This is a genomic window from Streptomyces canus, from assembly GCF_001514145.1.
Taxonomy (GTDB): Bacteria; Actinomycetota; Actinomycetes; order Streptomycetales; family Streptomycetaceae; genus Streptomyces; species Streptomyces canus.
Window position 1 is genome coordinate 354,046 of sequence record NZ_KQ948656.1, and the last position, 20,606, is coordinate 374,651.

Sequence of the window (20,606 nt, forward strand, 5' to 3'; positions counted from 1 at the left end):
TCCCGCGGTATCCGTCGGCTGGACCGGCTTTATAGATAGATGAATCATCTATATACCAAACGACCGCCAGGGCACCAGATCAGGTCGCGCAAGGAGAAGATCACCGATGGCTTGACCTGGTACCCTCGATGCACTAAGACGATTCATTTAGCTATACGAGGAGCCACCGTGGCCGAGGCAGCCCGCACCGCAGAAACGGCGACCGTGCCCGTCCCCGCCCGCAGCCGGGTCGGACGTCAGGTGCGGGTGCCGAAGACCGCCGAGCTGGTCGCCGCACATCTGCGTCGCCAGATCGTACGGGGCGAGCTGAAGCCCGGTGACGCGCTGCCCCCGGAGTCGGGCCTGATGGAGCAGTTCGGCATCTCGCGGCCCACACTGCGCGAGGCGTTCCGGGTGCTGGAGTCGGAGTCCCTGATCACGGTGCGCCGCGGAGCCCACGGCGGTGCCCGGGTGAGCGCGCCCGACGCCGATGTCGCCGCCCGCTTCGCCGGACTGATCCTCGAGTACCGCGGTGCCACCCTGGGCGACATCTACCGCGCGGCAGCCCTCATCGAGCCGCCCTGCGCCGGCCAGCTCGCCACCAAGCACACGGCGGACGACATCAAGCGGCTGCGCGACGCGGTGGCGGCCGAGAAGGCCGTCCTCGACGACCCGCTCGCCCTGGTCGACGCGCAGGACGCCTTCCACGCCCTGCTGATCGAGCTCACCGGCAACCAGACCCTGATCCTGCTGTGCGGCATGCTGCGCAACATCATCGACCGGGCCAACGCCTCGTACACCGCGGGCGCGGCCGATGCCGAGGCACAGAAGACGCAGGCCCTCAAGGGGCACCGGGCGCATGTGCGGATGGTCGGCCTGATCGAGTCCGGCAAGGCGGACGAGGCCGAGAAGCTGTGGCAGCGGCACATCTCCAGCGCGGACGACGTCGTGAACGCCGCAGGACCCAAGACGGTGCTCGAACTCCTCGACTGACCGGCCCGACCTCGCGGCGGACCCGCCTCCACTCCCCCCTTGCGCTCTCTAATCAGTTAGATAATTATAGAAGGCGTACTGAATAGTTCCTGGGGCCCGGAGGCGACGCCATGGCCGAACAGCGCAAGCCCATCTTCGACTGCGACCAGCACATGTACGAGGAGCGGGACTCCTTCACCCGCTACCTTCCGAAGGAGTTCCTCGGCACGGCGGTCGCCCCGGTGACGCTGCCGGACGGGCGGGAGGTGATCCTCGCCGGCGACCGCATCGTCGTATGCCTGGAGCCGGAGTTCGGGCAGGTCTACCGTCCCGGTTCGCTCAAGGAGATGCTCAAGGCGATGGCCTCGGGCAATCCCGAGGAGACGTACCAGTTCGAGCCGATGCACGAGTCGTACCAGAACCGCGACGCCCGGCTGCGCGTCATGGACGAGCAGGGGCTGGACCAGACGATCATCTACCCGGGCGGCTGGGCGCTGGTCGCCGAGGAGTACGTGAAGGGCGTGGAGCCGCTCTACGCCAACTACCACTCCTTCAACCGGTACATGAACGAGGTCTGGGGCTTCAACCACCAGGGCCGCATCTACGCCCCCGCGCTGCTGTCACTGCGCGATCTACCCAGCGCCGTCAAGGAGCTGGAGTTCGTCCTGAACCAGGGCGCCCGCTTCATCCTGCTGCCCACCGGCCCGGTCTACGGCCGCTCGCCCGGCGACCCGTACTTCGACCCGTTCTGGAAGCTGGTCAACGAGGCCAAGGCCAGCGTCTGTTACCACATCAGCGAGTTCTACTACAACTCGCAGGTGGCGCCCTCCTGGGGCTACGACCCGAACCCCATCCACTTCCGGATGTCGGCCTGGCAGTGGCAGAACACCTACGGCCAGCGCCCCGTCGAGGAGACGCTGTCCGCGCTGATCTTCGACAACCTCTTCGGCCGTTTCCCCGACATCAACGTCCTGGTGTCCGAGTTCGGCTCCGAGTGGGTGCCGCACTTCGTGCGCCACATGGACAAGAGCCGGGGCATGGGCCGCAACGGTCCCTGGATCGGCGGGCAGTTGGACGAGCGCCCCAGCCAGGTCTTCCGCAAGCACGTCCGGGTGGTGCCCTATCCCGAGGACGACATCGTGAACGTCGTCAAGCGCCTCGGCTACCACGAGTCCATCGTCATGGGCTCCGACTTCCCGCACGCGGAGGGCCTGGCCAACCCCGGCGACTTCCGCAAGCTCATCGCGGAACTGGACGAGTCCGCCCAGGACGACATCATGTACAACAACGCCCAGCAGTTGATCACCCGCTGAGCCTCGCGGGAGAGAAACGTGGAGCCCGGTACCGGATTCGGTACCGGGCTCAGTGCTGTGGCCGCCCCCGAAACGGCCCGCACACCCAGCGGTGAATCGGCGCATCCGTACAGGGGCGCTCGGCAGAAGCATGGGTGTGCAGGTGACCGGGAGTGAGAAGGGGTGGCGCATGCGTGGACCGCGGCCCACGGTGGCCGAGCCGGCCGGGTCGGCCGGGTCGGTCGACCGGCCGCTCACGGCCCATGAGGCCGTCCGTGCCGTCGAGGCGGAGCTCGGGCGTGTTCTCGACGAACGTATGTGCCGGGCCCGGCAGACCGATCCGGTGTTCGCCCGCGATGTCGCCGGCCGTGTCTCGGCGTTCGTCCGGCGCGGCGGGAAGCGGCTGCGCACGGCGTTCGCGTGGTGCGGATGGCGGGCCGCCGGCGGATCGGGCGACGTCACGGCGGTCCTGCGTACGGGCGCGGCCCTCGAGCTCCTCCAGGCGTGCGCCCTCATCCACGACGACGTGATGGACGGATCACCCCTGCGCCGTGGCGCACCGGCGGTGCACGTGGACCTCGCCCGCATGCACCGGGCCGCACGGATGACGGGCCCGCCCGAAGCGTTCGCGACGTCCGCCGCGGTGCTCGCCGGTGACCTGGCCCTGGCCTGGGCGGACGACCTGCTGACAGAGACGGCCCTCGGCTCACCGCACGGCCCCGCGCTGCACCGCGAGTGGCAGGCCATGCGCGGCGAGATGGTCGCCGGGCAGTACCGGGACATCCACGCCCAGGCCACCGGGACATCAGGAGTCGACGAGGCGGTGAGCATCGCCACCCTCAAGAGCGCCCTGTACACCGTCGAGCGGCCCCTGGCCCTCGGTGCGGCACTGACCGGCGCCGACGCGTCCGCCCTGGACGCGCTGCGCTCCGCCGGACGGTGCGCCGGTCTGGCCTTCCAGCTCCGCGACGACCTCCTGGGCGCCTTCGGCGACCCGGCCGTGACGGGCAAGCCGGCCGACGACGACCTGCGGACACGCAAGCTCACCTACCTGCTCGCTGTCGGTGTCCGGCTCGCCGACGCCTCCGGTGACGAGGAATCGGCCGACGCACTCGCCGCGACCACACCCCTGCCGTCGGACGAGGCCGTGGCGCGGATGCGGGCGGCACTGGAGCGGACCGGGGCGCGGGCCGTCGTGGAGTCCAAGATCACGCAGCTGGGGGCGACGAGTCTGCGGCACTTCGACCGGACCGGCGCGGAGCCCTTCGTACGGCGGGAGTTCGCCACCCTCGTCGAACGGGCGGCGGGCGTGGCACTGGAGCCCGCCGGGGAGGCCGCGTGAGGACTGTACCGGGGCCGACGGACCACGTCGTCGTGGTGGGCGCGGGGCTGTCCGGCCTCGCCTGTGCCCTGCACCTGCTGGGCGCCGGCCGCCGGGTGACGGTCGTCGAACGGGACGCCGGTCCGGGCGGCCGGGCCGGCCGCGTACGCCTGGGTGACTACAAGGTGGACACCGGGCCCACGGTCCTGACCATGCCGCACCTGGCCGACGAGGCCTTCGCGGCCGTCGGCGACAGCCTCGACCGCCACGTCGAGCTGACGGCCCTGCACCCCGCCTACCGAGCGTGCTTCGCGGACGGGACCTCCCTCGACGTGCACACCGACGGCGAGGCGATGGAGGCCGAGGTCGGACGGTTCGCCGGACCGGCCGAGGCGGCCGGCTACCGCGATCTGCGGAACTGGCTGGAGCGGCTGTACCGGGCGCAGATGCGACGCTTCATCGACACGAACTTCGACTCGCCCTTCCAGCTGCTCCACCCGGACCTGGCACGCCTGGCGGCTCTGGGCGGCTTCGGGCGGCTGGACCGGCGCATCGGCCGCTTCCTGGCCGACCCCCGCCTGCGCCGGGTCTTCTCCTTCCAGTCCCTGTACGCCGGGGTCGCCCCGGCCAGGGCCCTCGCCGCCTACGCGGTGATCGCCTACATGGACACCGTGGCCGGTGTCTGGTTCCCCCAGGGCGGTATGCACGCGCTGCCCCGAGGGATGGCGGACGCGGCGGCCGACGCGGGGGCCGCGTTCCGCTGGTCGGCCGAAGTGACCTCGCTGGAACGCTCGGCCGGACGGGTCCGTGCCGTCCGGCTGGCCACCGGCGAGCGGATCTCCTGCGACGCGGTGGTGCTCTCCTGCGAGCTGTCCGCCGCGCACCGGCTGCTGGGGCGCGCGCCCCGGCGCCCGGTGGGGCTGCGGCACTCACCGTCCGCCGTGGTCCTGCACGCGGGGACCGACCGCACCTGGCCCGGCCTCGCCCACCACACCCTGTCCTTCGGTGTGGCCTGGGAGGGCACGTTCGACGAGCTGACCCGCTCGGGGCGGCTGATGAGCGACCCGTCCCTGCTGATCACCCGGCCGACGACCCACGATCCCGCCCTGGCGCCGCCGGGCGGACACCTCCACTACGTGCTGGCCCCCTGCCCCAACACCGACGTCGGGCCCTCCGCCGGCGCGTGGCGGGACCTGGGGCCGCGCTACCGGGACAAGCTGGTCGCCGAGTTGGAACGCCGAGGCCTGGACGGCTTCGCGGACAGCGTCCAGGAGGAGCTGCTGGTGACCCCGCTGGACTGGGCGGCGCAGGGGCACGCGGCGGGCAGCCCCTTCTCCGTCTCCCACACCTTCGCCCAGACCGGCCCGTTCCGCCCGCGCAATCTGGTGCGCGACGTCGACAACGTCGTACTGGCCGGCTGCGGCACCACCCCCGGTGTCGGCGTTCCGACCGTGCTCATCAGCGGCAAACTCGCGGCAGCGCGTATCACCGGGGGCGTCCCGCGCCGTTCCGCCCGCACCCGCCCGGTGCCACGCGCAGCACACGTTCCCGTCCCCTCGACCGCGGAAGACGCCCATGACCCGTCGTGAACTGGACGCCGCCGGGATCACCGACCCCGCCCTGCGCGCCGCGTACACCCACTGCCGGCGGCTCAACGCCCGCCACGGCAGGACCTACTTCCTGGCCACGCGTCTGCTCCCGGTGGAGCGCCGCTGCGCGGTGCACGCGCTGTACGGCTTCGCACGCTGGGCGGACGACATCGTGGACGACCTTGACGGGCACCGCACGCCCGAGGAGCGCGACCGGCTGCTGCGCCGCCTGGAGAACGATCTCGCGCACGGGCTGCGTACCGGCGGCGGAGCCGAGCCGGTGGTCCGGGCCGTGGCCGACACCGCCGACCGGTACGGCATCGAGGCCGCGTTGTTCGCGGACTTCCTGGTCTCGATGCGCAGCGACCTGCACGTCACGGACTACCCGACCTACGCCGATCTACGGGCCTACATGCACGGCTCGGCCGCGGTGATCGGACTGCAGATGCTGCCCGTCCTCGGCACGGTCGTACCCTGCGCGGAGGCCGCCCCCCACGCGGCTGACCTCGGGGTGGCGTTCCAGCTCACGAACTTCCTGCGGGACGTGGGCGAGGACCTGGACCGCGGCCGCGTCTACCTGCCGGCCGACCTGCTCGCCGCCCACGGCGTGGACCGGCCGCTGCTGGAGTGGAGCCGCCGCACCGGGCGCGGCGACCCGCGGATCCGCGCGGCGCTGATCGCCGCCGAGGCCATGACGAGAGAGGTGTACCGGGCGGCGGAACCCGGCATCGCCCTGCTCGACCCGCGGACACGCCCCTGCATCCGCACCGCGTTCACCCTGTACGGCGGCATTCTCGACGCGATCGCGGATCAGGACTACACGGTGCTGCACCGCCGTGCGGCGGTGTCCCGCGGCCGCCGGGCGGCCACGGCCGCCGCCGGAGTCGTACGCATCGCGGGCGCGCGGTGGGGTGCCCGCACCGCGCGGGGGGTGCCCCGGGCGGATGGCGCGGCAATCCCGACGAAAGGACCGTCGCGATGAGTGACCGAGCGGAACGGGCCGGCTGGACACCGCCGTTGCGGCGGCGCAGGCGGTCGTACTGGGCGACGCAGACGCCCACCTGGCGGGAGGCACGCCCGGCACTGATCGCCGACGCGCTCAAACGGGCGTCGGCCCGCCGGTCCGGAAACTGGTTCGTCGTCGGTGCCTCCCGGGACGTACGCGCCGGTGGCCGCCCGTACGGCAGGACGGTCGGCGGTGTCGAGGTGGTGCTGTGGCGGTCGGACACCGGTGAACTGCACGCCGGACCGGGCGCCTGCCCCCACCTCGGTGCGCCCCTGCGTGACAGCAGGGTGGTGTGCGGCACGCTGGTGTGCCACTGGCACGGACTCGCCCTGGACGGTGGGTCGTTCGCCGGCTGGGATCCCTATCCGGCCCACGACGACGGGGTCCTGGTGTGGGTCCGGCTGGACGCGGTGGGCGGCGAGGAGCCGTTGGAGCGTCCGGTGGTGCCGGTACGGCCGGCGGCGGGCAGCGGGGTGGACGCCGTGTTCACGGCGGTCGGGTGGTGCGAACCGCAGGACGTGGTCGCCAACCGGCTCGACCCGTGGCACGGCTCGTGGTTCCACCCGTACTCGTTCGTCGACCTGACAGTGGTCCGGCCGCCGACGGACGAGGACGACACCTTCGTCGTCGACGTCTCCTTCCGCGTGACCGGCCGTCTGGTGGTGCCGGTCCGGGCGGAGTTCACGGCACCCGGGCCGCGTACGGTCGTCATGCGCATCACCGAGGGTGAAGGGGCCACCTCCGTAGTCGAGACCCATGCCACGCCGCTGACCCGCGAGGCGGACGAGCGGCCGCGGACCGCGGTGGTCGAGGCGGTCGTCGCCGCCTCGGGCCGACGCGGCTTCGCCCTCGCGCGGGCCGCCGCGCCCGTACTGCGCCCCCTGATGCGGCGGACGGCCGGCCGGCTGTGGCGCGACGACCTGGCGTACGCGGAGCGGCGCTGGGCGCTGCGCCGCACGGGGCGGTTCCCCGGGTAGCGCCGCGCACGCGGTCGGATCCCGCGCCGTTCGGAGACCTCCGGCCCCGTCTTGCCCTTGCGGTGCCAGAGGGCCGGGCCAGGTGAGCCGTGCGGGCTCGGCCGGCTTCTCCCAGGGGCGGCGGAGCTTCGCCGCGGCTTCACGGGTGAGCCGGAGCTGGGTGTGCGCGGCGATGATCAGCCACGTCCAGCGGTCTCCGGCCTCGGGGTGCGGATCTTCGGGCCGGTCCGGACGAGGGTCTGCTTCATCAACCGGAATGTGTGCTCGATGTCGAACCTGCGCAGGAACGCCGGCCAGCGGACGTCGACGAGCGGATCAACATGCCCTCGGTGATGGGGAGTTCACCGGCGTGGTCGATCCAAGGGGTACGGCTGGTCAGCCTCGGGTGGATGCGGTCCCGGGCCGTCGCGCGGGCGGTGTCGTACCGGTTGGTGACCTGGACCGTCTCCGCCCGCCCGCGGATAGGCCAGGGGCACCCTGAGATCCTGGGCACCGGCTCCAGCGGTCGCGATGTCGTGGTCTTCCTCCAAGGCCCGGGGAGTCAGGAGACCGACAGCAGATGCGGAAGAAGGCCCAGCCGGCCACACCGACGATCAGTGGCTCCCGGAACCACGGGCAGACGCAACATGCGAGGTATTCCTACTTGCCCTTACCCCTGATCAGGAAGAACGCGATGACAGCGCCTCCGAGGAGCACCATGATGATGGTCGCCGGCCAGTTGTCGGTTATCGCCGCTGCCTGCGGGTACATTCTTCCTCCTACATGATTTCTCCGGCGAGGACCCCGCCAGCCGCAGTGAGTCAGCGACTCCCGGTCGTGCCGAGTGCCCGCAGCACGGGGGTGCGGCCCGCTCGGGGCACCGTCCACAGCACCTGTCCCCGGACGCCCCAGGTGGCGAGGAGGGTACCCGCAGCCAGGAAGCCGGTGGTGGCGGCGCGTTCCATCAGGGCCACGGGGAGGTCGCAGCGGATCGCGTCACCGGCCAGCGTCACCCCGGGGTGGGGTGTCACCACGGTGGGCCGTCGGGAGTGGGAGCCGACCGGGAAGAACGGACAGTCGGAGCGCCATTCGTGCCGGCCGTCCACGACGCGTGCGTTCCGTGTCTCCGGGTAGACCCGGCGCAGACTCTCGGCCAGGCGGTTCTGCAGCGCCGCGCGTGCGGTGCCGGCCGGGACGGCGTAGGCGTGCAGTTCCACCACTGAGCCGCCGGTCCGGTCGGCCCAGCGGGCGGCCTCGCCCTCGTAGCGGTCGAGGACGCTGATGTTGTCGAGGCCGTCGTAGCCGCTGGTGCCGAGGAATCCGGGGCGGTCGGCGCGGACCGGCCGGTCCAGCCAGAGCCGGGAGACGAGGAAGGCGGGGGCGGTGACGAGGGCGGCGATGTCGTTGCGCCAGGCGGGGGTGCCCAGGCCGGGTGAGGCCGCGACGACCTCTCGCAGCGCCCCGGGGTCGAGTGCGAGTACGGCTGCGTCGTGCCGGTCGGCGGCGCTGTCGGTCCGCACCTCCACTCCCCCGGCGTCGCACGGGTGGACGCCGTGCACGGGGGTGCCGGTGCGGACCTGCGTTCCGAGGCTGCGGAGGTAGTCGCCGAGGGGCTCCCACAGGGCCTGGGGGAAGGGCTCGTTCGGCACGTCGAAGAGCAGGCCCTCGGAGGAGCCGAGGAAGTAGATGTGGAACATCAGCAGCAGTTCCGCGGCGGACAGTTCGCGCGGGTCGGCGAAGAAGCTGCGCGAGAACACCTCGAAGGCCAGATGGTGCGCGGCTTCGGGGAAGCGGACGCGCTCCAGGAAGGCCGTCGCGCTCATGCCGTCGAAGCGTTCGTAGACCTCGGGCACACGTACGTCCAGGAGGGGCAGCGCGGCCCGGGCGTTCATCGCGGCGAGGTCGCGCCAGCCGAAGGTGGGGCTGAGGGCGACGAAGCCGAGCGCGCTGAGCGGCGGTGTCCGCGGGACGCGGGCGAAGCTGTCGGTCAGGCCGCTTCTGTGCCGCAGCGGGTAGTCGGGCAGCGGCCTCAGACGGTCGAGGCCGGGATCGGTACGCCGCAGGAGCCCCCGCAGGTTGTAGTACTGACGGAAGAAGGCGTGGAAGCCGCGGCTCATGGTCGCCTCGGAACCGTCGGCGAGGCGGGTGCGCCACCCCGCGAGCCGGCCGCCGAGCGACTCCTCGCGTTCGTAGAGGGTCACGCGGGCGCCGCGTTCGGCCAGCAGGGTGGCCGCGGCGAGACCGGCGATCCCTCCGCCGATCACGGCGACGCCCGGCGCGTCCGCAGGGTAGAAGCGGTCCCGGCCGGGCGCGGGCATCATGATCTCTGCCTTGCGGTCGCGGCCCCGCCTGGCTGCTCGCGGCGCGGCGCTCACCGTGTGTCCCCCGCCGCGGCGGAGCCGCTGCGGGCCAGGAAGGTGTGCACGATGCCGGTCTGCCATCCGGCGACGGGTGCCGCGCGCACGTCCGTGAATCCGGCGCCGGTCAGCCGCGCGGTGAAGGCGGGGGCCGTGTCGAAGTCGAGGACACTTCGCCACAGGTGCCGGTAGAGGGCGCGGTCACCGCTGAGGGTGCCCGCCGGGATGATCACTCCCCGGCACACGGCCGTCCACACGGCGCGGTGGGCGGGTGAGCCGCTGAGACTGTACTCGTGGACGGCGAGCCGTCCGCCCGGCCGGAGCACCGACCTGACGGTTCCGAGTACGCCGTCCGGGTCGGTGACGTTGCGGAACAGGTAGGCGGCGAACACCGCGTCGTACGGTTCCTCACCGGCCGCCGCCACCTCCTCGGCGGTCAGGTGCAGGAAGCGCACGTGGTCCGGCCACGGTTTGGCCAGTGCGCCCCGCAGCATCCCCGACGAGGCGTCGACGGCCGTGATCCGGGCGCGGGGTGCGGCTCGCAGGAGGGCCCGGGTGGAGGCACCGGTGCCGCAGCCGAGGTCGAGGATGTGCAGGCCGGCGCCGTCCCGGGGCAGCCGGAGCCGTCGGGCCGAGCGCAGGAGGTCGGTGCGGTAGCCGGGGTTGAGGGCCGTGAGGCGGTCGTAGGTGTGCGACGCGTGGTCGAAGGCGCGTGCCAGGTCGTCGTCGCGCAGCAATGTCATCGGTGGCTCTCTCCGATTCGTGGGTCGGGCCGGGAACGCCGGGGCAGGAAGGGGAGTTCGACGGCGGTCCGGAGCATGGGGCCCACGGGGGTGCGCAGGCCGATGCTCCACTCCTCGCTGAGCGAGGTGTCACCGTCGAGGAAGCGCAGCAGGCGTTCCGGCGGAACGCGTCGGAACAGGCCGGTGAAGAAGCCGGGACCGTCGATCCGCCCGGTGTCCAGCGCTCGCAGCAGCACCGCGTCCATGGCCAGCGCCCGGCGCCCGTGCGGTGCGGGCACGAGCACGCGGCCGTCGCGCAGGGCGGCGGCGACGGCCCTGCTCTGCCGCTGCACGGCGGCGAAGGTGTAGCCGGTCGACGGGCGGGTGGCACCGCCCGCGGTCCCGATCCGGAAGACGGCGGGCCCGGTGCGGCGGGTGAAGCGCGCGTCGGTCATGGGGATGACGCCCTGCTCCGCCGATTCGACGGTGAACGCCCCCAGGCCGAGGATGTCGCGGCAGTAGTGGGCCAGCGCGGCCTCGTACGCCGTCGTGGTCAGCGGAGCACGGGAGAACTCGGTGTACTCGACGAGCGCGCGGTCCGGTGCCAGCGGCAGTGTGTAGCCGAAGGCGAGCCCATGGCGCGGTTGCGGGACCCGGAAATCCATCAGATCGGCGACGGCGGGGTCGAACCGGTCCGCATCGGTACGCACGAACCAGCCGCGGAAATGCTGCATCAGCTGTGTCCGGGCCGGTGGCAGGGAGCGCAGCGGGCGGGAGTCGAACACGTGGCGGGCGCGGAGTGTCAGCGCCCGGCCGTCGGGCGTCGTGCAGTGGACCTCCGCGCCGTCGGCCGTGTCGTGCACCGTGTCCGCGGTGGCGCGCAGGACGCGGGAGCCGGGTGAGCGGGCCAACCGGGAATGCACCAGCCGTTCGAACGCCGTGGACCGGAGCATGCGGTAGCGCTGCGGAGACGGGTCCACGGTGATCGTCCGGCCGTCGGTGCCGTGCACGCGGAGCCGGGACCAGGAGGCGCTGACCGCCTCGGCGAAGTCGCCGGTGCCGCGCTCCCAGTAGCACCAGGTCCTCTCGGGCGGACGCCGCGGACCGTCCGGCGCTTCCACCAGGGTGACGGTGGAGGTACCGGTCTCCGCCAGGTGGTGCGCGAGACTGAGCCCGGACGCGCCGCCGCCGACGATGACCACGTCGGAGGTTTCGTCGGGCGCTCCGGAAGGTCGGCTCACCGGGCACGCCGTTCGGCGGCGGATGTCCCGGGGGGCCTCGTCACTGCCTCGACGGCGTAGCGCCCGCCGGTGGCGGCGGCCCCCAGCACCCGTGCGCCGTTGCTGTCCACGTCTCACTCCTGATCGCCGAGGCACGCCGGCGGCTTCCCGCTCCTTGCCCTCTCTTCCGTGAACCAGCCGTCGGCGGATGCGCCGGACACAGACCGACCGGCCTCACCTGAGCGCGATGGACTCCACCGCCGTGAGAGCCTGCGCGAGCCCGGACGGGTGGGGTGACCCCGGCACGGTCTGCCCGGCCCAGCCGGGACCGAGTGTCAGGACGACCGGCTTCCTGCGGGCGCCCCGCACACCCCATTCGAGCGAGGCCACGTGCTGAGCCAGCGGCCGGCTCGCGGTGGTACGCGACTGCGCCCACAGACCCACCGCGGCCGGACCAGTTCTGCGTACCGCGGCCACGAGTGACTCGACGGGCAGCGCGCCACCGAACATGCGCACCGGCAGGCCCCGTTCGGTCAAAGCGGCGGCCAGGACCTCCAACGGCAGCGTGTGGTTCTCGGCGGGGACACAGGCGAGAAGCGTTGTGGCGCCGGGCCGGTCGGCGACCACGGGCGGGGCATGGCGCCGCAGCACACCGGACACGTGCCAGGACAGGAAGTGCTCGACCTCGACGTATCTCTCGCCCGAGGTCTCCCACTTGCGGCCGACCGCCTGCAGAGTCGGCATGATCACCTCCGACCACGCCGCGACCAGGCCGTGTTCCTCGATCGCGGCGCTCAGCAACGCGTCGAGCGCGGCGGCGTCGAGACGCAGGGCCGCACGGGCTACTCCCTTGCACTCCTGACGCACATCGCCCAGGCGCAGGCCGGTGCCGGCCCGGCTCCGGCCGCGGGCCGCGGGCAGTGGGGACCGGACGTAACCCACCTGGGGGGCAGGCGCCTGGAGACCCGCCTCGTCCAGGGCCAGACGGGCGGCCTCGGCGGGCGGCAGTCCGGTCGCGGTCAGCGCGCACATCCGCTCCAACCGCGCCACGTCCACGGCGGTCCAGCGGCGATGCCGGCCACCGGTATGCGCCGTGGGGCCCAGACCGTAGCGGCGGTCCCAGGAACGGACCGTGGTCGGTGCCACCCCCAGACGCCTGGCCACCTCACCGGTGGTCAGCCCCCCGCCGACACGCGGCGCGGCGCGGTGATCACCGTCGTCACTGCCCAGGCTCATACTCCCCATAGTACGACGCACAAACGACGCATGTTGTGTGCGTCGTTTCAGCTCACAAGACTGACATGCAGGCGCTCGGCCGCTACGGCGCCTGCCGACCGGACCGGTTCGGCAGACGGCTTTCCGGCCCCATCACGGGATGCACGGCAGGAGGGACAAGCCCATGACCACAACCACGCGATCCGCCGGTGTCCGCACCCCGGCGGCGGAGGAGACGCCGTGCGATGACGAACTGGCCCGCGGCCTGCGCGCCGCGGACGAGACCGCGTTCGCGGCCGTCTACCGGCGCTGGGGCGCACTCGTCCACACCATGGCCACCCGCTCGCTCGGTGACGCCCATGAGGCCGAGGACGTGACCCAGCAGGTGTTCCTCGGCGCCTGGCGCGGACGGGACGGCTACCGTCCGGAGCGGGGGCCGCTGGGCGCCTGGCTGGTCGGCATCGCGCGTCGGAAGATCATCGACGCTCTGTCGGCCAGAACGAGGCGCCTCACGCTGATCGATTCGATGGCGTCCGACGCCGACGTGCACCGCCACGAGGCGGGTGCCCCGGACGACGTCCTGGACCGGGTGCTCCTGGTGGACGCCCTGTCCCGGCTGCCGCGCCACCAGCGCGAGGTGCTGTGCATGGCGTTCTACGAGGACCTCACCCAGGCCCAGATCGCCGAGCACACCGGCATCCCCCTGGGCACGGTGAAGAGCCACACCCGACGTGGCCTGCATCGGCTGCGTGAGGGGATCGAACGAGGCCGCGCCGCCGAGAACACCGCGTAGGCACGCACCGGAACCCGCCGCCGCGCGCATCCAGGGCGGCGCCCGCACACGAAACACCCACGAGACTCCGCAACCGGCGGAACCTCTCACCGAAGGTGTTGATCCTCATGACCTCCCGGACCCCCCTCGTCCTCGCCGCCTCCGCCGGCGCATGCGCCCTGGCTCTCGGCGTCTCCGCCCCCGTCATGGCGGCCCCCGCCGCCGGAGGTGACGACCCGGCCATGGTGTCCGTCTTCCACGGCGTCCCCGGACTGACCGTCGACGTCTACGCCAACGGCAACGAACTGCTCAGCGACTTCGAGCCCGGCACCGTGACCGACCCGCAGTCCCTCGACGCGGGCACCTACGACATCCAGGTCTTCGAAGCCGGGCAGAGCCCCGACGGCACACCGGCCATCGAGAAGGAGATCAAGGTGCCGGCCGGAGCGAACGCCACGATCGCGGCCCACCTCTCCGCCGACGGCAAGCCCCGGCTGACGGCCTTCGTCAACGACGTCGCTCAGGTCGACGCGGGCAACGCCCGGCTGACCGTGCGGCATGTCGCCGCCGCCCCGGCCGTGGACGTCCGAGCGGGCGGACAGCCGGTCTTCAAGGGACTGGAGAACCCGAAGCAGGACACCGCGGTCGTCGACGCCGGCACCGTCCCGGCCGATGTCGTGCTCGCCGGCACGGACACCGTGGCGATCGGTCCGGCCGACCTGAACCTCAAGGAGGGCGCCGGCAACATCGTCTACGCCTGGGGCAGCGCGACCGACAAGAATCTCAAGCTGGCGACCCAGACGCTCAGCGGCATGGAATCCGCGCCGAACGCCGTCCACGCGGGCGGAAGTGGCGCCGCTGTGAGTGCGAACTCCTCCGACCAGTGGCTGGGTTGGGCGGCCGCGACCGGGGTGGTCGCCCTGACGGTCGTCCTGGTGACCCGCCGGGCCGCAGGCCGGCGTGGGTGACACGACACGACGGCTCACCGGCCTCACAGTGGCGACCGCCGCCCTGGCGGCGGTCCTCACTCTGGAGGCCGCCCCGTCTGAACAGGCGTCGCCCCCAGACGATTTCGGCACCCCCGCTACGGCACGGGCAGCCACGTCCGGCACGCTCTCCCCCGCCGCCGAGGCACGGCCGAGTCCCCCGCCCCGGCTCCAACTCCGGCACCCTCCCCAGCGCGTTCTGATGCCCGACGTGGGCCTGGACGCCCGTGTCCGGCCAGTGGGCGTGACGGAAGCGGGCGCCATGGCCATCCCGGCCGATCCGGCCGTCGCGGGCTGGTATCGCTTCGGACCGGCTCCCGGAAGCTCGCACGGGTCGTCCGTGCTGGTCGGACACGTGGACACGGACACTGGGGCCCTCGGCGAGTTCGCGGCGCTCTACGACGTGGAGCCGGGAGACACGGTCGAGGTGCGACGCGCCCACGCCGAGCCGGCTCTCTACCGCGTCACCGCGCGTTCGACGGTACCGAAGGGCGACCTCCCGTCCGCCACGTTCCGCCGGAGCGGCCCCCCGGTCCTCACCCTCGTCACGTGTGCGCCTCCGTTCCTCCCCGAGAAGGGCGGTTACCAGGCCAACCTGATCGTCACCGCCGAACCACTCGCGGCCTGAAGCGCAGCACGAGACAGGAGGGTGACGGTGCCACATGTCGAGCCCGCACACCTGATGGAACTGGCACTGGGAAACGACATCTCGAGCAACGACCCCGGCGCCCTGCAGCACATCGCCGCATGCAACCGGTGCCGGGAGGAACTGCGCCAGATCACGAGGGTCGTTGTCTCCGCCCGTGACGTGGAGGAGTCAGACCTCCCGGCCGCCCCTCCAGAGCGGGTATGGCAGCACATCACACAGGAGTTTTCCGCGACGGAGAAGACTCCCGCACGACCGCCCGTGAAGCCGGCTCACGGCCTTTCCGTGGCGTGGGCCGAGCCGCATCGCACCCGCCGCTCCACGGACCCCCACGACCGGACGATCCGTTACGCACTCGGCCTTCTCGCAGGCATCACCTTCGTCCGCTGGTGGAGCCGGGACCATCACGCCCCCTGGCGGCACTAGGGAGTGTCTCTCCGATCGGTGACTCGTTGTTCTGGTCATGCTCAGCAGGGAGGAACTCACTGACGGGGAGTGGGCGGTGCTGGAGCCGCTGCTACCAAAGAGCAACCACCGGTGCGGCCGGTGGCGCGATCACCGACAGGTGATCAACGGGATCATTCACCGGCTCAGCACCGGGTGTCAGCGGCGCAAACTGCCTGAACGCTTCGGCCCATGGCAGACCGTCCATAAACGCCACATGTTGTGGTCGGCCGACGGTACCTGGGAACGACTGCTGCAGCACGTCCAGGCCGCTGCCGATGCCGCAGGCGAGGTCGACTGGAACATCAATATCGACTCCACCTCGATCCGTGCCCATCATCATGCCGCCGGAGCTCCCCAAGATCCACCGCCACATCCCGCTGCCTCAAAAGGGGCCGCGTAAAGATCACTTCACACGCGCGAGCATGTGGGCGTTGCGGTCTTCCTGGTGGAGGTGGTGCGGCGGGTGAGGCTCTCGGCCGCGCGCGCGGCGGACTGACCACCAAGATCCATCTGAGTGCGGACGGCAGGTGCCGCCCGCTTTCCCTGCTCGTCACACCTGGTCAGCGGGCGGACTGTACCCAGTTCGAGCCGGTCATGGACAAGATCCGTGTTCCCCGGCTCGGTCCAGGGAGACCGCGGCGCCGACCGGACAGCGTCGCGGCCGACAAGGCGTACAGCAACGGTGTGATCCGCTCCTGTCTGCGGCGTCGCGGTATCCGGCATGCGATCCCGGAGAAGAGCGATAGCAAGTCGGCGCGCCTGCGCAGGGGTTCACGCGGCGGCAGACCGCCGGGCTTCGACAAGGTGCGCTACAGAGCCCGGAACACGGTGGAGCGGGCGGTGAACAAGTTAAAGCAGTTCAGAGCCGTCGCGACCCGTTACGACAAGCGCGGATACGTCTACCTGGGCACCGTCACCGCTGCTGCCCTGCTCATCTGGCTTCGCTCGTGACGCCGACGCAGCACTACTAACAACTCCCCATGGCGTGTTGGGATTCCCGGTTCTGCTGTGACTCTTATCCGACTCTCAGCTCCTTCTCGCCGACGCTGTGACCTGGGCATACTCCACGCCTCCCGAGTCAACGCACCGTTCAGCAAGGTCTGTTCCATGAACCGAGCTAACGACTCTGCGCCTGCAGAAACGCCCCCGTACCCCAGCGGCGAGGAATACACATTCATGACCCAGGTAAGTAAGAGCACTGGCGAGAAGGTCACCGCTGCCGCCAGCGCGGTAAAGGACGCGGAGGACATCCCGTCGTGGCCGGTGCGCCGCGGCCTGGTGCCCGAGCCCGGTCCCAAGCGATCCCTCGCCGCAGGATCCTTCGTCAACATGATCGGCAACGGGTTGTTCATGACCGGTTCCGCACTCTTCTTCACGAGGTCAGTCGGGCTGTCCGTGGCGCAGGTGGGTGCCGGTATGGGCGCTGCTTCCCTGGTGGGTCTGGCGGCCGGCATCCCGATCGGGCGACTGGCCGATCTCCGTGGCCCCAAAGGGACCTACATCGTGACGCTGGTCGTACAGGGCGTCGCGATGGCAGCCCTGACGCTGGTCCGTTCTTTCTGGCTGTTCGTCGCGGTCATCTGCGTGACCCAGCTGGCGAGCTCCGCCAGCGCGGCCGCACGTGGGCCCCTCATCCGCGGCTTTGGCGGCACGAACCCGACAAAGTTCCGCGCGTATCTGCGTGCAGTCAACAACCTGGCGGGAAGCTGCGGCGCTCTTGTGGCCGGTGTCGTCGTACAGCTGGACACGCGCAACGCTTACCTGGCCCTGGTCCTGGGCAATGCCCTCACGTTCCTGGCCTGCGCAGCGATCCTCAGCCGGCTGCCACACCTAGACCCGGCACAGGCGCCGCTCATGACCAACCGGTGGATCGCACTCAAGGACAAGCCGTATATAGCGATGACCGTGCTCGACAGCATCATGGCGATGCATGGGCAAGTACTGCTCTTTGCCCTGCCTCTGTGGATCGTGGGGCACAGCGACACTCCTCACTGGCTCGTCGGCGCAAGCGCGGTGATCAACACGCTCATGGTGGTGGCCCTCCAGGTCAGAGCCAGTCGGAACGTGGACTCCAACGCCGCAGCAGCCAGAACAGTTGGTCGTTCAGCCGTGGCGTTCCTCGTCGGCATGGCCCTGATCGCCGCTACAGGTGGGACGCCCAAGGCGGTCGCAACGGGGCTGATCATTGCCGGGGTCGTGGTGCACACGATCGGCGAACTCTGGCACTCGGCAGGTTCGTTCGAACTCAGCTTTGGGCTCGCCCCCGCCCACTCGCAGGGGCAATACTCAGGACTCTTCGGCATGGGCCATGGGCTGATGAACGCCATGGCACCCAGCATTCTGGGCCTCTTCTGCATCACCTGGGGTGCCCGCGGGTGGCTGACCATGGGAGCGATCTTCATAGCTACGGGACTCGCTGTGCCTTACGTCGCTCGCTGGGCGGAACGAACCCGCACGAATGAGTTCCAGACTCAGAGTTAATTCCCCCAACTGGCGAGGGGCCTGAGACCACCGAGCAAGATCGGAGAAACAGGCCCTAGTCCGTGAGATCCGCTGCCAGGTTCGCGATGTTGGTCAGCAGTGCCGTGCCGCGCCGGGAGTGGTCGTAGCCGGCGAGGGGGTAGCCGTTGCTCAGGCAGGTGAAGGACAGGCCGGTCTCCGGGTCCAGGAAGCCGAGTTGGTAGGCGGCTCCGGCGCTGCCGAAGAGGGCGGGTGAGCCGGTGGACGGCAGGTTGCTGCCCGCGTCCGGGCCGGCCACGGTGACGAACAGGCCCATGCTGGTACGGCGGTTGGAGCCGCCGCCGTAGATCTGCTCCCCGTGCGGGTGGTCCGTCAGCCGGATCCGGGTGCCCTCGGTCACCGCTTCCGGCTTCCACAGGCCCGAGTGCTCCAGCGCCTGGAAGTACAGGGCGACGTCGGCCGCAGTGGCGACCAGCGCGTGGCTGGGCTCACCGGCGGCGAGCACCCGCGGGTCGGACAGGTACCAGGGGCCCCAGGGGTCGGGCTCCTGCTCGTCGCTCGTGCGGTCGGTGGCGGTCATCGGGGCGACGGTGCCTGCCTGCCGGTCCACGGGGACGCCGAGTTCGAGCGAGGACAGGCCGAGCGGTACGGCGATCCGCTCGCGCAGGTAGTCGGCGAAGGCCAGGCCCGTACGCCGCTCCACGATCTCGGCGATCAGCCAGGCCGCCGAGGTGAGGTGGAACTGGAAGCGGCTGCCCGGCGGGTGGTCGAGCCGCCAGCGGCCGAAGGCGGCGAGGCGCTGCTCGCGGTCGAGCATCTTCGGGTACCCGAGCGGTGCGAAGGGGAAGCCCGCGGTGTGCGTGAGTACCTGCTCGACCGTCACCTCCGCCTTCCCGTTCGGTGCGAACTCCGGGATGATCGTGGCGACTTGCTCGCCCACGTCCAGCAGACCCTCACCGATCAGCTTCCAGACCGCGCCCGCGACGATCGACCGCCCGACGGACTGCAGGACGTATCGCGTGGACGGTTCGGCGTCCCCCCAGGTCTCGAAGGCGACCAGCTGTCCGCCCCGTGCCACGGCGACCTGGGCGGACGGCAGCGGTCCGTGCTCGACCTCCAGGCGGATCCGCCGCAGGAGTACGTCCAGCCGGTGCGGGTCGACGCCGACGGTTTCCGGGGCGACGACCGAGTGGTCAAGCGTCACGTGGTTCTCCTTCGAGCGCGGTGGGTTCCCGAAGGCTTCGGCGTACGACCTTGCCGTTCGCGTTGCGCGGCAGGTCGTCCACGAACCACCAGCGGACGGGGACCTTGAACCCGGACAGCCGGGCGCGGGTGTGGCTGGTGAGTGCGGCGGGCTGCGGTGGGGCGTCGGGATCGGCGGGGACGACGAAGGCCACGACGGTCTGTCCGAGTCGCTCGTCGGGGACGCCGCTGACCGCCACGTCCGCCACGGCGGGGTGCGCGGAAAGGACCGTCTCCACCTCCAGCGGGTGGACGTTCTCACCACCCCTGATGATCATGTCGGTGCGTCGGCCGAGCAGGTAGAGATAGCCGTCCTCGGCCACGCGGCCCAGGTCGCCGCTGTGCAGCCAGCCCTCGGCGTCGATCCGGAAGAGGTGCTCGGCGCGGGCGTGGATCTCGCCGACGCCGTCCGGCCCCGGGTCGTGGACTTTCAGCTCGACGCCGGGGGCGGGCCGCCCCACCGACCGCAGCAGCTCGGTGCGTCCGGCGACCGCTTCCCGGTGGTCCTCGGGGGTGAGCACGCTGATCGGCGAGCCCTCGGTCTGGCCGAACATGTTGAGCATGCGCACGCCTGGCATCGCCTCGTACGTCCGGCGCAGGGTGCCGGGGCGGACCGGCGCGCCGCCGTACTGGAGGGTCCGCAGGGTCTCGTGGCGGGCCTGTCCGGCCGCCAGCAGGGTCTCCAGCATCGCCGGGACCATGCTGGTGTGCGTGGTGCCGAGGTCCCGCAGCAGGGTCCAGCCCTCGACGGTGAAGCGGGGCAGGCCGGTGATCAGGGCGCCGGCGGCGAGGGCGACGGCGATGTTACCGAGGCCCGCGATGTGGTGGAAGGGCGCGCTGCCGCCGTAGAAGCTGTCGGGATCGAGCTCGCACAGCCGCCCGTTGACCCGGGCCCGGGCGGCGAGACGCCGTTGGCTCATGGGGACGGGTTTGGGCAGGCCCGTCGTTCCGGAAGTGTGCAGGACGGCGGCGAGGTCGTCGGGTCCGGCGGTCAACCGGCGTCCGCCGGGCGGCAGTTCGGGCACGATGGCGATCCGGCGGCCGGTCAGGTCGGCGACCTGCCTGCCGAGGTCGGCGAACTCGGGTTGCGCCAGCAGGACTTGGGTCCGTGTCTCCTTGACCACGGCGGCGATCTCGTACGCCGTCATGCGGACGCCGAGCGGGGCGAGCGGGTAGCCGGATCCGGCGCCCCCGATCACCAGCGCGAGGGCGTCGGCGGAGGTGGCGACCAGTGCGGGCACCGGTTCGCCGGGCTCCAGGCCGAGGGAGTCCAGCCAGTCGGCCGCGCCGGCCGCCCGGTCGAGGAGTTCGCGTCCGGTCCAGGTCAGGTCGCCGAACCGGACGGCGGGGCGGGCATGGTCGTAGGCGCGGCTCACCATGGCGGTCCAGGTGGCCGCCTGCATCCCTTCCTGCGCGGCGGCCAT

The 20,606-nt window shown here is 71.5% G+C and carries 18 protein-coding genes and 1 pseudogene; 12 read left to right on the plus strand and 7 right to left on the minus strand.

The genetic code is table 11. The features are described 5' to 3' along the window. Positions 1-168: 168 nt before the first annotated feature. The 6 genes from AQJ46_RS01495 to AQJ46_RS01520 all read left to right on the plus strand — a co-directional run bounded on the left by AQJ46_RS01495 (position 169) and on the right by AQJ46_RS01520 (position 7,136). The gene (locus AQJ46_RS01495) at positions 169-972 is read left to right on the plus strand and encodes a FadR/GntR family transcriptional regulator (RefSeq protein ID WP_057612752.1); all 804 of its coding nucleotides are present in this window, start codon (positions 169-171) and stop codon (positions 970-972) included. A 110-nt stretch (positions 973-1,082) separates the two neighbouring features. Further along, positions 1,083-2,264, plus strand: a complete 1,182-nt coding sequence (locus tag AQJ46_RS01500; RefSeq protein WP_059203809.1) for an amidohydrolase family protein — start codon at positions 1,083-1,085, stop codon at positions 2,262-2,264. Between the two features lie 169 nt (positions 2,265-2,433). Next, complete coding sequence (locus tag AQJ46_RS01505; protein ID WP_059203810.1) at positions 2,434-3,585, plus strand: polyprenyl synthetase family protein; 1,152 nt, start codon at positions 2,434-2,436, stop codon at positions 3,583-3,585. Then, positions 3,582-5,153, plus strand: a complete 1,572-nt coding sequence (gene crtI, locus AQJ46_RS01510; protein WP_059203811.1) for a phytoene desaturase family protein — start codon at positions 3,582-3,584, stop codon at positions 5,151-5,153. The genes AQJ46_RS01505 and crtI overlap by 4 nt, the downstream gene beginning before the upstream one ends. Continuing rightward, positions 5,140-6,135, plus strand: a complete 996-nt coding sequence (locus AQJ46_RS01515) for a phytoene/squalene synthase family protein (protein ID WP_059203812.1) — start codon at positions 5,140-5,142, stop codon at positions 6,133-6,135. Before crtI ends, AQJ46_RS01515 begins: the two co-directional genes overlap by 14 nt. Continuing rightward, a complete protein-coding gene (locus AQJ46_RS01520) occupies positions 6,132-7,136 on the plus strand; it encodes a DUF5914 domain-containing protein (RefSeq protein ID WP_059203813.1) in 1,005 nt (334 codons plus the stop codon). The genes AQJ46_RS01515 and AQJ46_RS01520 overlap by 4 nt, the downstream gene beginning before the upstream one ends. Here AQJ46_RS01520 and AQJ46_RS56950 read toward each other — a convergent pair. From AQJ46_RS56950 to AQJ46_RS01540, 5 genes and pseudogenes are all read right to left on the minus strand, one after another. Beyond that, positions 7,122-7,587, minus strand: a pseudogene (locus AQJ46_RS56950) (NF041680 family putative transposase); the annotation flags it as partial. The gene AQJ46_RS01520 and the pseudogene AQJ46_RS56950 sit on opposite strands and share 15 nt — an antisense overlap. Before the next feature lie 349 nt (positions 7,588-7,936). Beyond that, a complete protein-coding gene (locus AQJ46_RS01525; protein WP_225887203.1) occupies positions 7,937-9,436 on the minus strand; it encodes an FAD-dependent oxidoreductase in 1,500 nt (499 codons plus the stop codon). 50 nt (positions 9,437-9,486) lie between these two features. Further along, entirely contained in the window at positions 9,487-10,215 is a 729-nt protein-coding gene (locus AQJ46_RS01530) for a class I SAM-dependent methyltransferase (protein WP_059203815.1), read from the minus strand. After that, positions 10,212-11,435, minus strand: coding sequence for an FAD-dependent oxidoreductase (locus AQJ46_RS01535; protein ID WP_059203816.1), 1,224 nt, complete (start codon positions 11,433-11,435; stop codon positions 10,212-10,214). The genes AQJ46_RS01530 and AQJ46_RS01535 overlap by 4 nt, the downstream gene beginning before the upstream one ends. 213 nt (positions 11,436-11,648) lie before the next feature. After that, complete coding sequence (locus tag AQJ46_RS01540) at positions 11,649-12,650, minus strand: MerR family transcriptional regulator (protein WP_059203817.1); 1,002 nt, start codon at positions 12,648-12,650, stop codon at positions 11,649-11,651. A 163-nt stretch (positions 12,651-12,813) separates the two neighbouring features. Between AQJ46_RS01540 and AQJ46_RS01545 the strand changes: the two genes are divergently transcribed. The 6 genes from AQJ46_RS01545 (at position 12,814) to AQJ46_RS01570 (ending at position 17,961) form a co-directional block, all read left to right on the plus strand. Beyond that, positions 12,814-13,422 carry a sigma-70 family RNA polymerase sigma factor gene (locus AQJ46_RS01545; protein ID WP_059203818.1) on the plus strand — a complete coding sequence of 203 codons (609 nt, stop codon included), beginning with the start codon at positions 12,814-12,816 and terminating at the stop codon, positions 13,420-13,422. 107 nt (positions 13,423-13,529) lie between these two features. Beyond that, entirely contained in the window at positions 13,530-14,369 is an 840-nt protein-coding gene (locus AQJ46_RS01550) for a DUF4397 domain-containing protein (RefSeq protein ID WP_059203819.1), read from the plus strand. Further along, on the plus strand, positions 14,362-15,015 hold the full coding sequence (locus AQJ46_RS01555) for a class F sortase (protein ID WP_225887204.1): 654 nt from the start codon (positions 14,362-14,364) through the stop codon (positions 15,013-15,015). Before AQJ46_RS01550 ends, AQJ46_RS01555 begins: the two co-directional genes overlap by 8 nt. A gap of 27 nt (positions 15,016-15,042) precedes the next feature. After that, positions 15,043-15,459: a hypothetical protein gene (locus AQJ46_RS01560; RefSeq protein ID WP_159063977.1), complete on the plus strand. Its 417-nt coding sequence runs from the start codon at positions 15,043-15,045 to the stop codon at positions 15,457-15,459. Positions 15,460-15,496: 37 nt separating this feature from the next. Further along, positions 15,497-16,431 (plus strand): IS5 family transposase gene (locus tag AQJ46_RS51650; RefSeq protein ID WP_404828352.1). Its coding sequence is split into 2 segments (ribosomal slippage): positions 15,497-15,832 and positions 15,835-16,431, totalling 933 coding nucleotides; the frame shifts between segments, so codons are not numbered across the junction. Between the two features lie 225 nt (positions 16,432-16,656). Next, a complete protein-coding gene (locus AQJ46_RS01570; protein ID WP_079072071.1) occupies positions 16,657-17,961 on the plus strand; it encodes an MFS transporter in 1,305 nt (434 codons plus the stop codon). A 55-nt stretch (positions 17,962-18,016) separates the two neighbouring features. On the opposite strand, the gene AQJ46_RS01575 is transcribed toward AQJ46_RS01570, so the two are convergent. Then, a complete protein-coding gene (locus tag AQJ46_RS01575) occupies positions 18,017-19,144 on the minus strand; it encodes a serine hydrolase domain-containing protein (RefSeq protein ID WP_059203822.1) in 1,128 nt (375 codons plus the stop codon). Then, positions 19,134-20,606, minus strand: coding sequence for a class I adenylate-forming enzyme family protein (locus tag AQJ46_RS01580; RefSeq protein WP_079072072.1), 1,473 nt, complete (start codon positions 20,604-20,606; stop codon positions 19,134-19,136). Before AQJ46_RS01580 ends, AQJ46_RS01575 begins: the two co-directional genes overlap by 11 nt.

Coding starts and splice junctions, on each gene's coding strand:
- AQJ46_RS01500 (WP_059203809.1), top strand. CDS start 1,083: ATGGCCGAACAGCGCAAGCCCATCTTCGACTGCGACCAGCACATGTAC.
- AQJ46_RS01505 (WP_059203810.1), top strand. CDS start 2,434: ATGCGTGGACCGCGGCCCACGGTGGCCGAGCCGGCCGGGTCGGCCGGG.
- AQJ46_RS01515 (WP_059203812.1), top strand. CDS start 5,140: ATGACCCGTCGTGAACTGGACGCCGCCGGGATCACCGACCCCGCCCTG.
- AQJ46_RS01520 (WP_059203813.1), top strand. CDS start 6,132: ATGAGTGACCGAGCGGAACGGGCCGGCTGGACACCGCCGTTGCGGCGG.
- AQJ46_RS01525 (WP_225887203.1), bottom strand. CDS start 9,436: ATGATGCCCGCGCCCGGCCGGGACCGCTTCTACCCTGCGGACGCGCCG.
- AQJ46_RS01530 (WP_059203815.1), bottom strand. CDS start 10,215: ATGACATTGCTGCGCGACGACGACCTGGCACGCGCCTTCGACCACGCG.
- AQJ46_RS01540 (WP_059203817.1), bottom strand. CDS start 12,650: ATGAGCCTGGGCAGTGACGACGGTGATCACCGCGCCGCGCCGCGTGTC.
- AQJ46_RS01545 (WP_059203818.1), top strand. CDS start 12,814: ATGACCACAACCACGCGATCCGCCGGTGTCCGCACCCCGGCGGCGGAG.
- AQJ46_RS01550 (WP_059203819.1), top strand. CDS start 13,530: ATGACCTCCCGGACCCCCCTCGTCCTCGCCGCCTCCGCCGGCGCATGC.
- AQJ46_RS01570 (WP_079072071.1), top strand. CDS start 16,657: ATGACCCAGGTAAGTAAGAGCACTGGCGAGAAGGTCACCGCTGCCGCC.
- AQJ46_RS01580 (WP_079072072.1), bottom strand. CDS start 20,606: ATGGCCGCCGCGCAGGAAGGGATGCAGGCGGCCACCTGGACCGCCATG.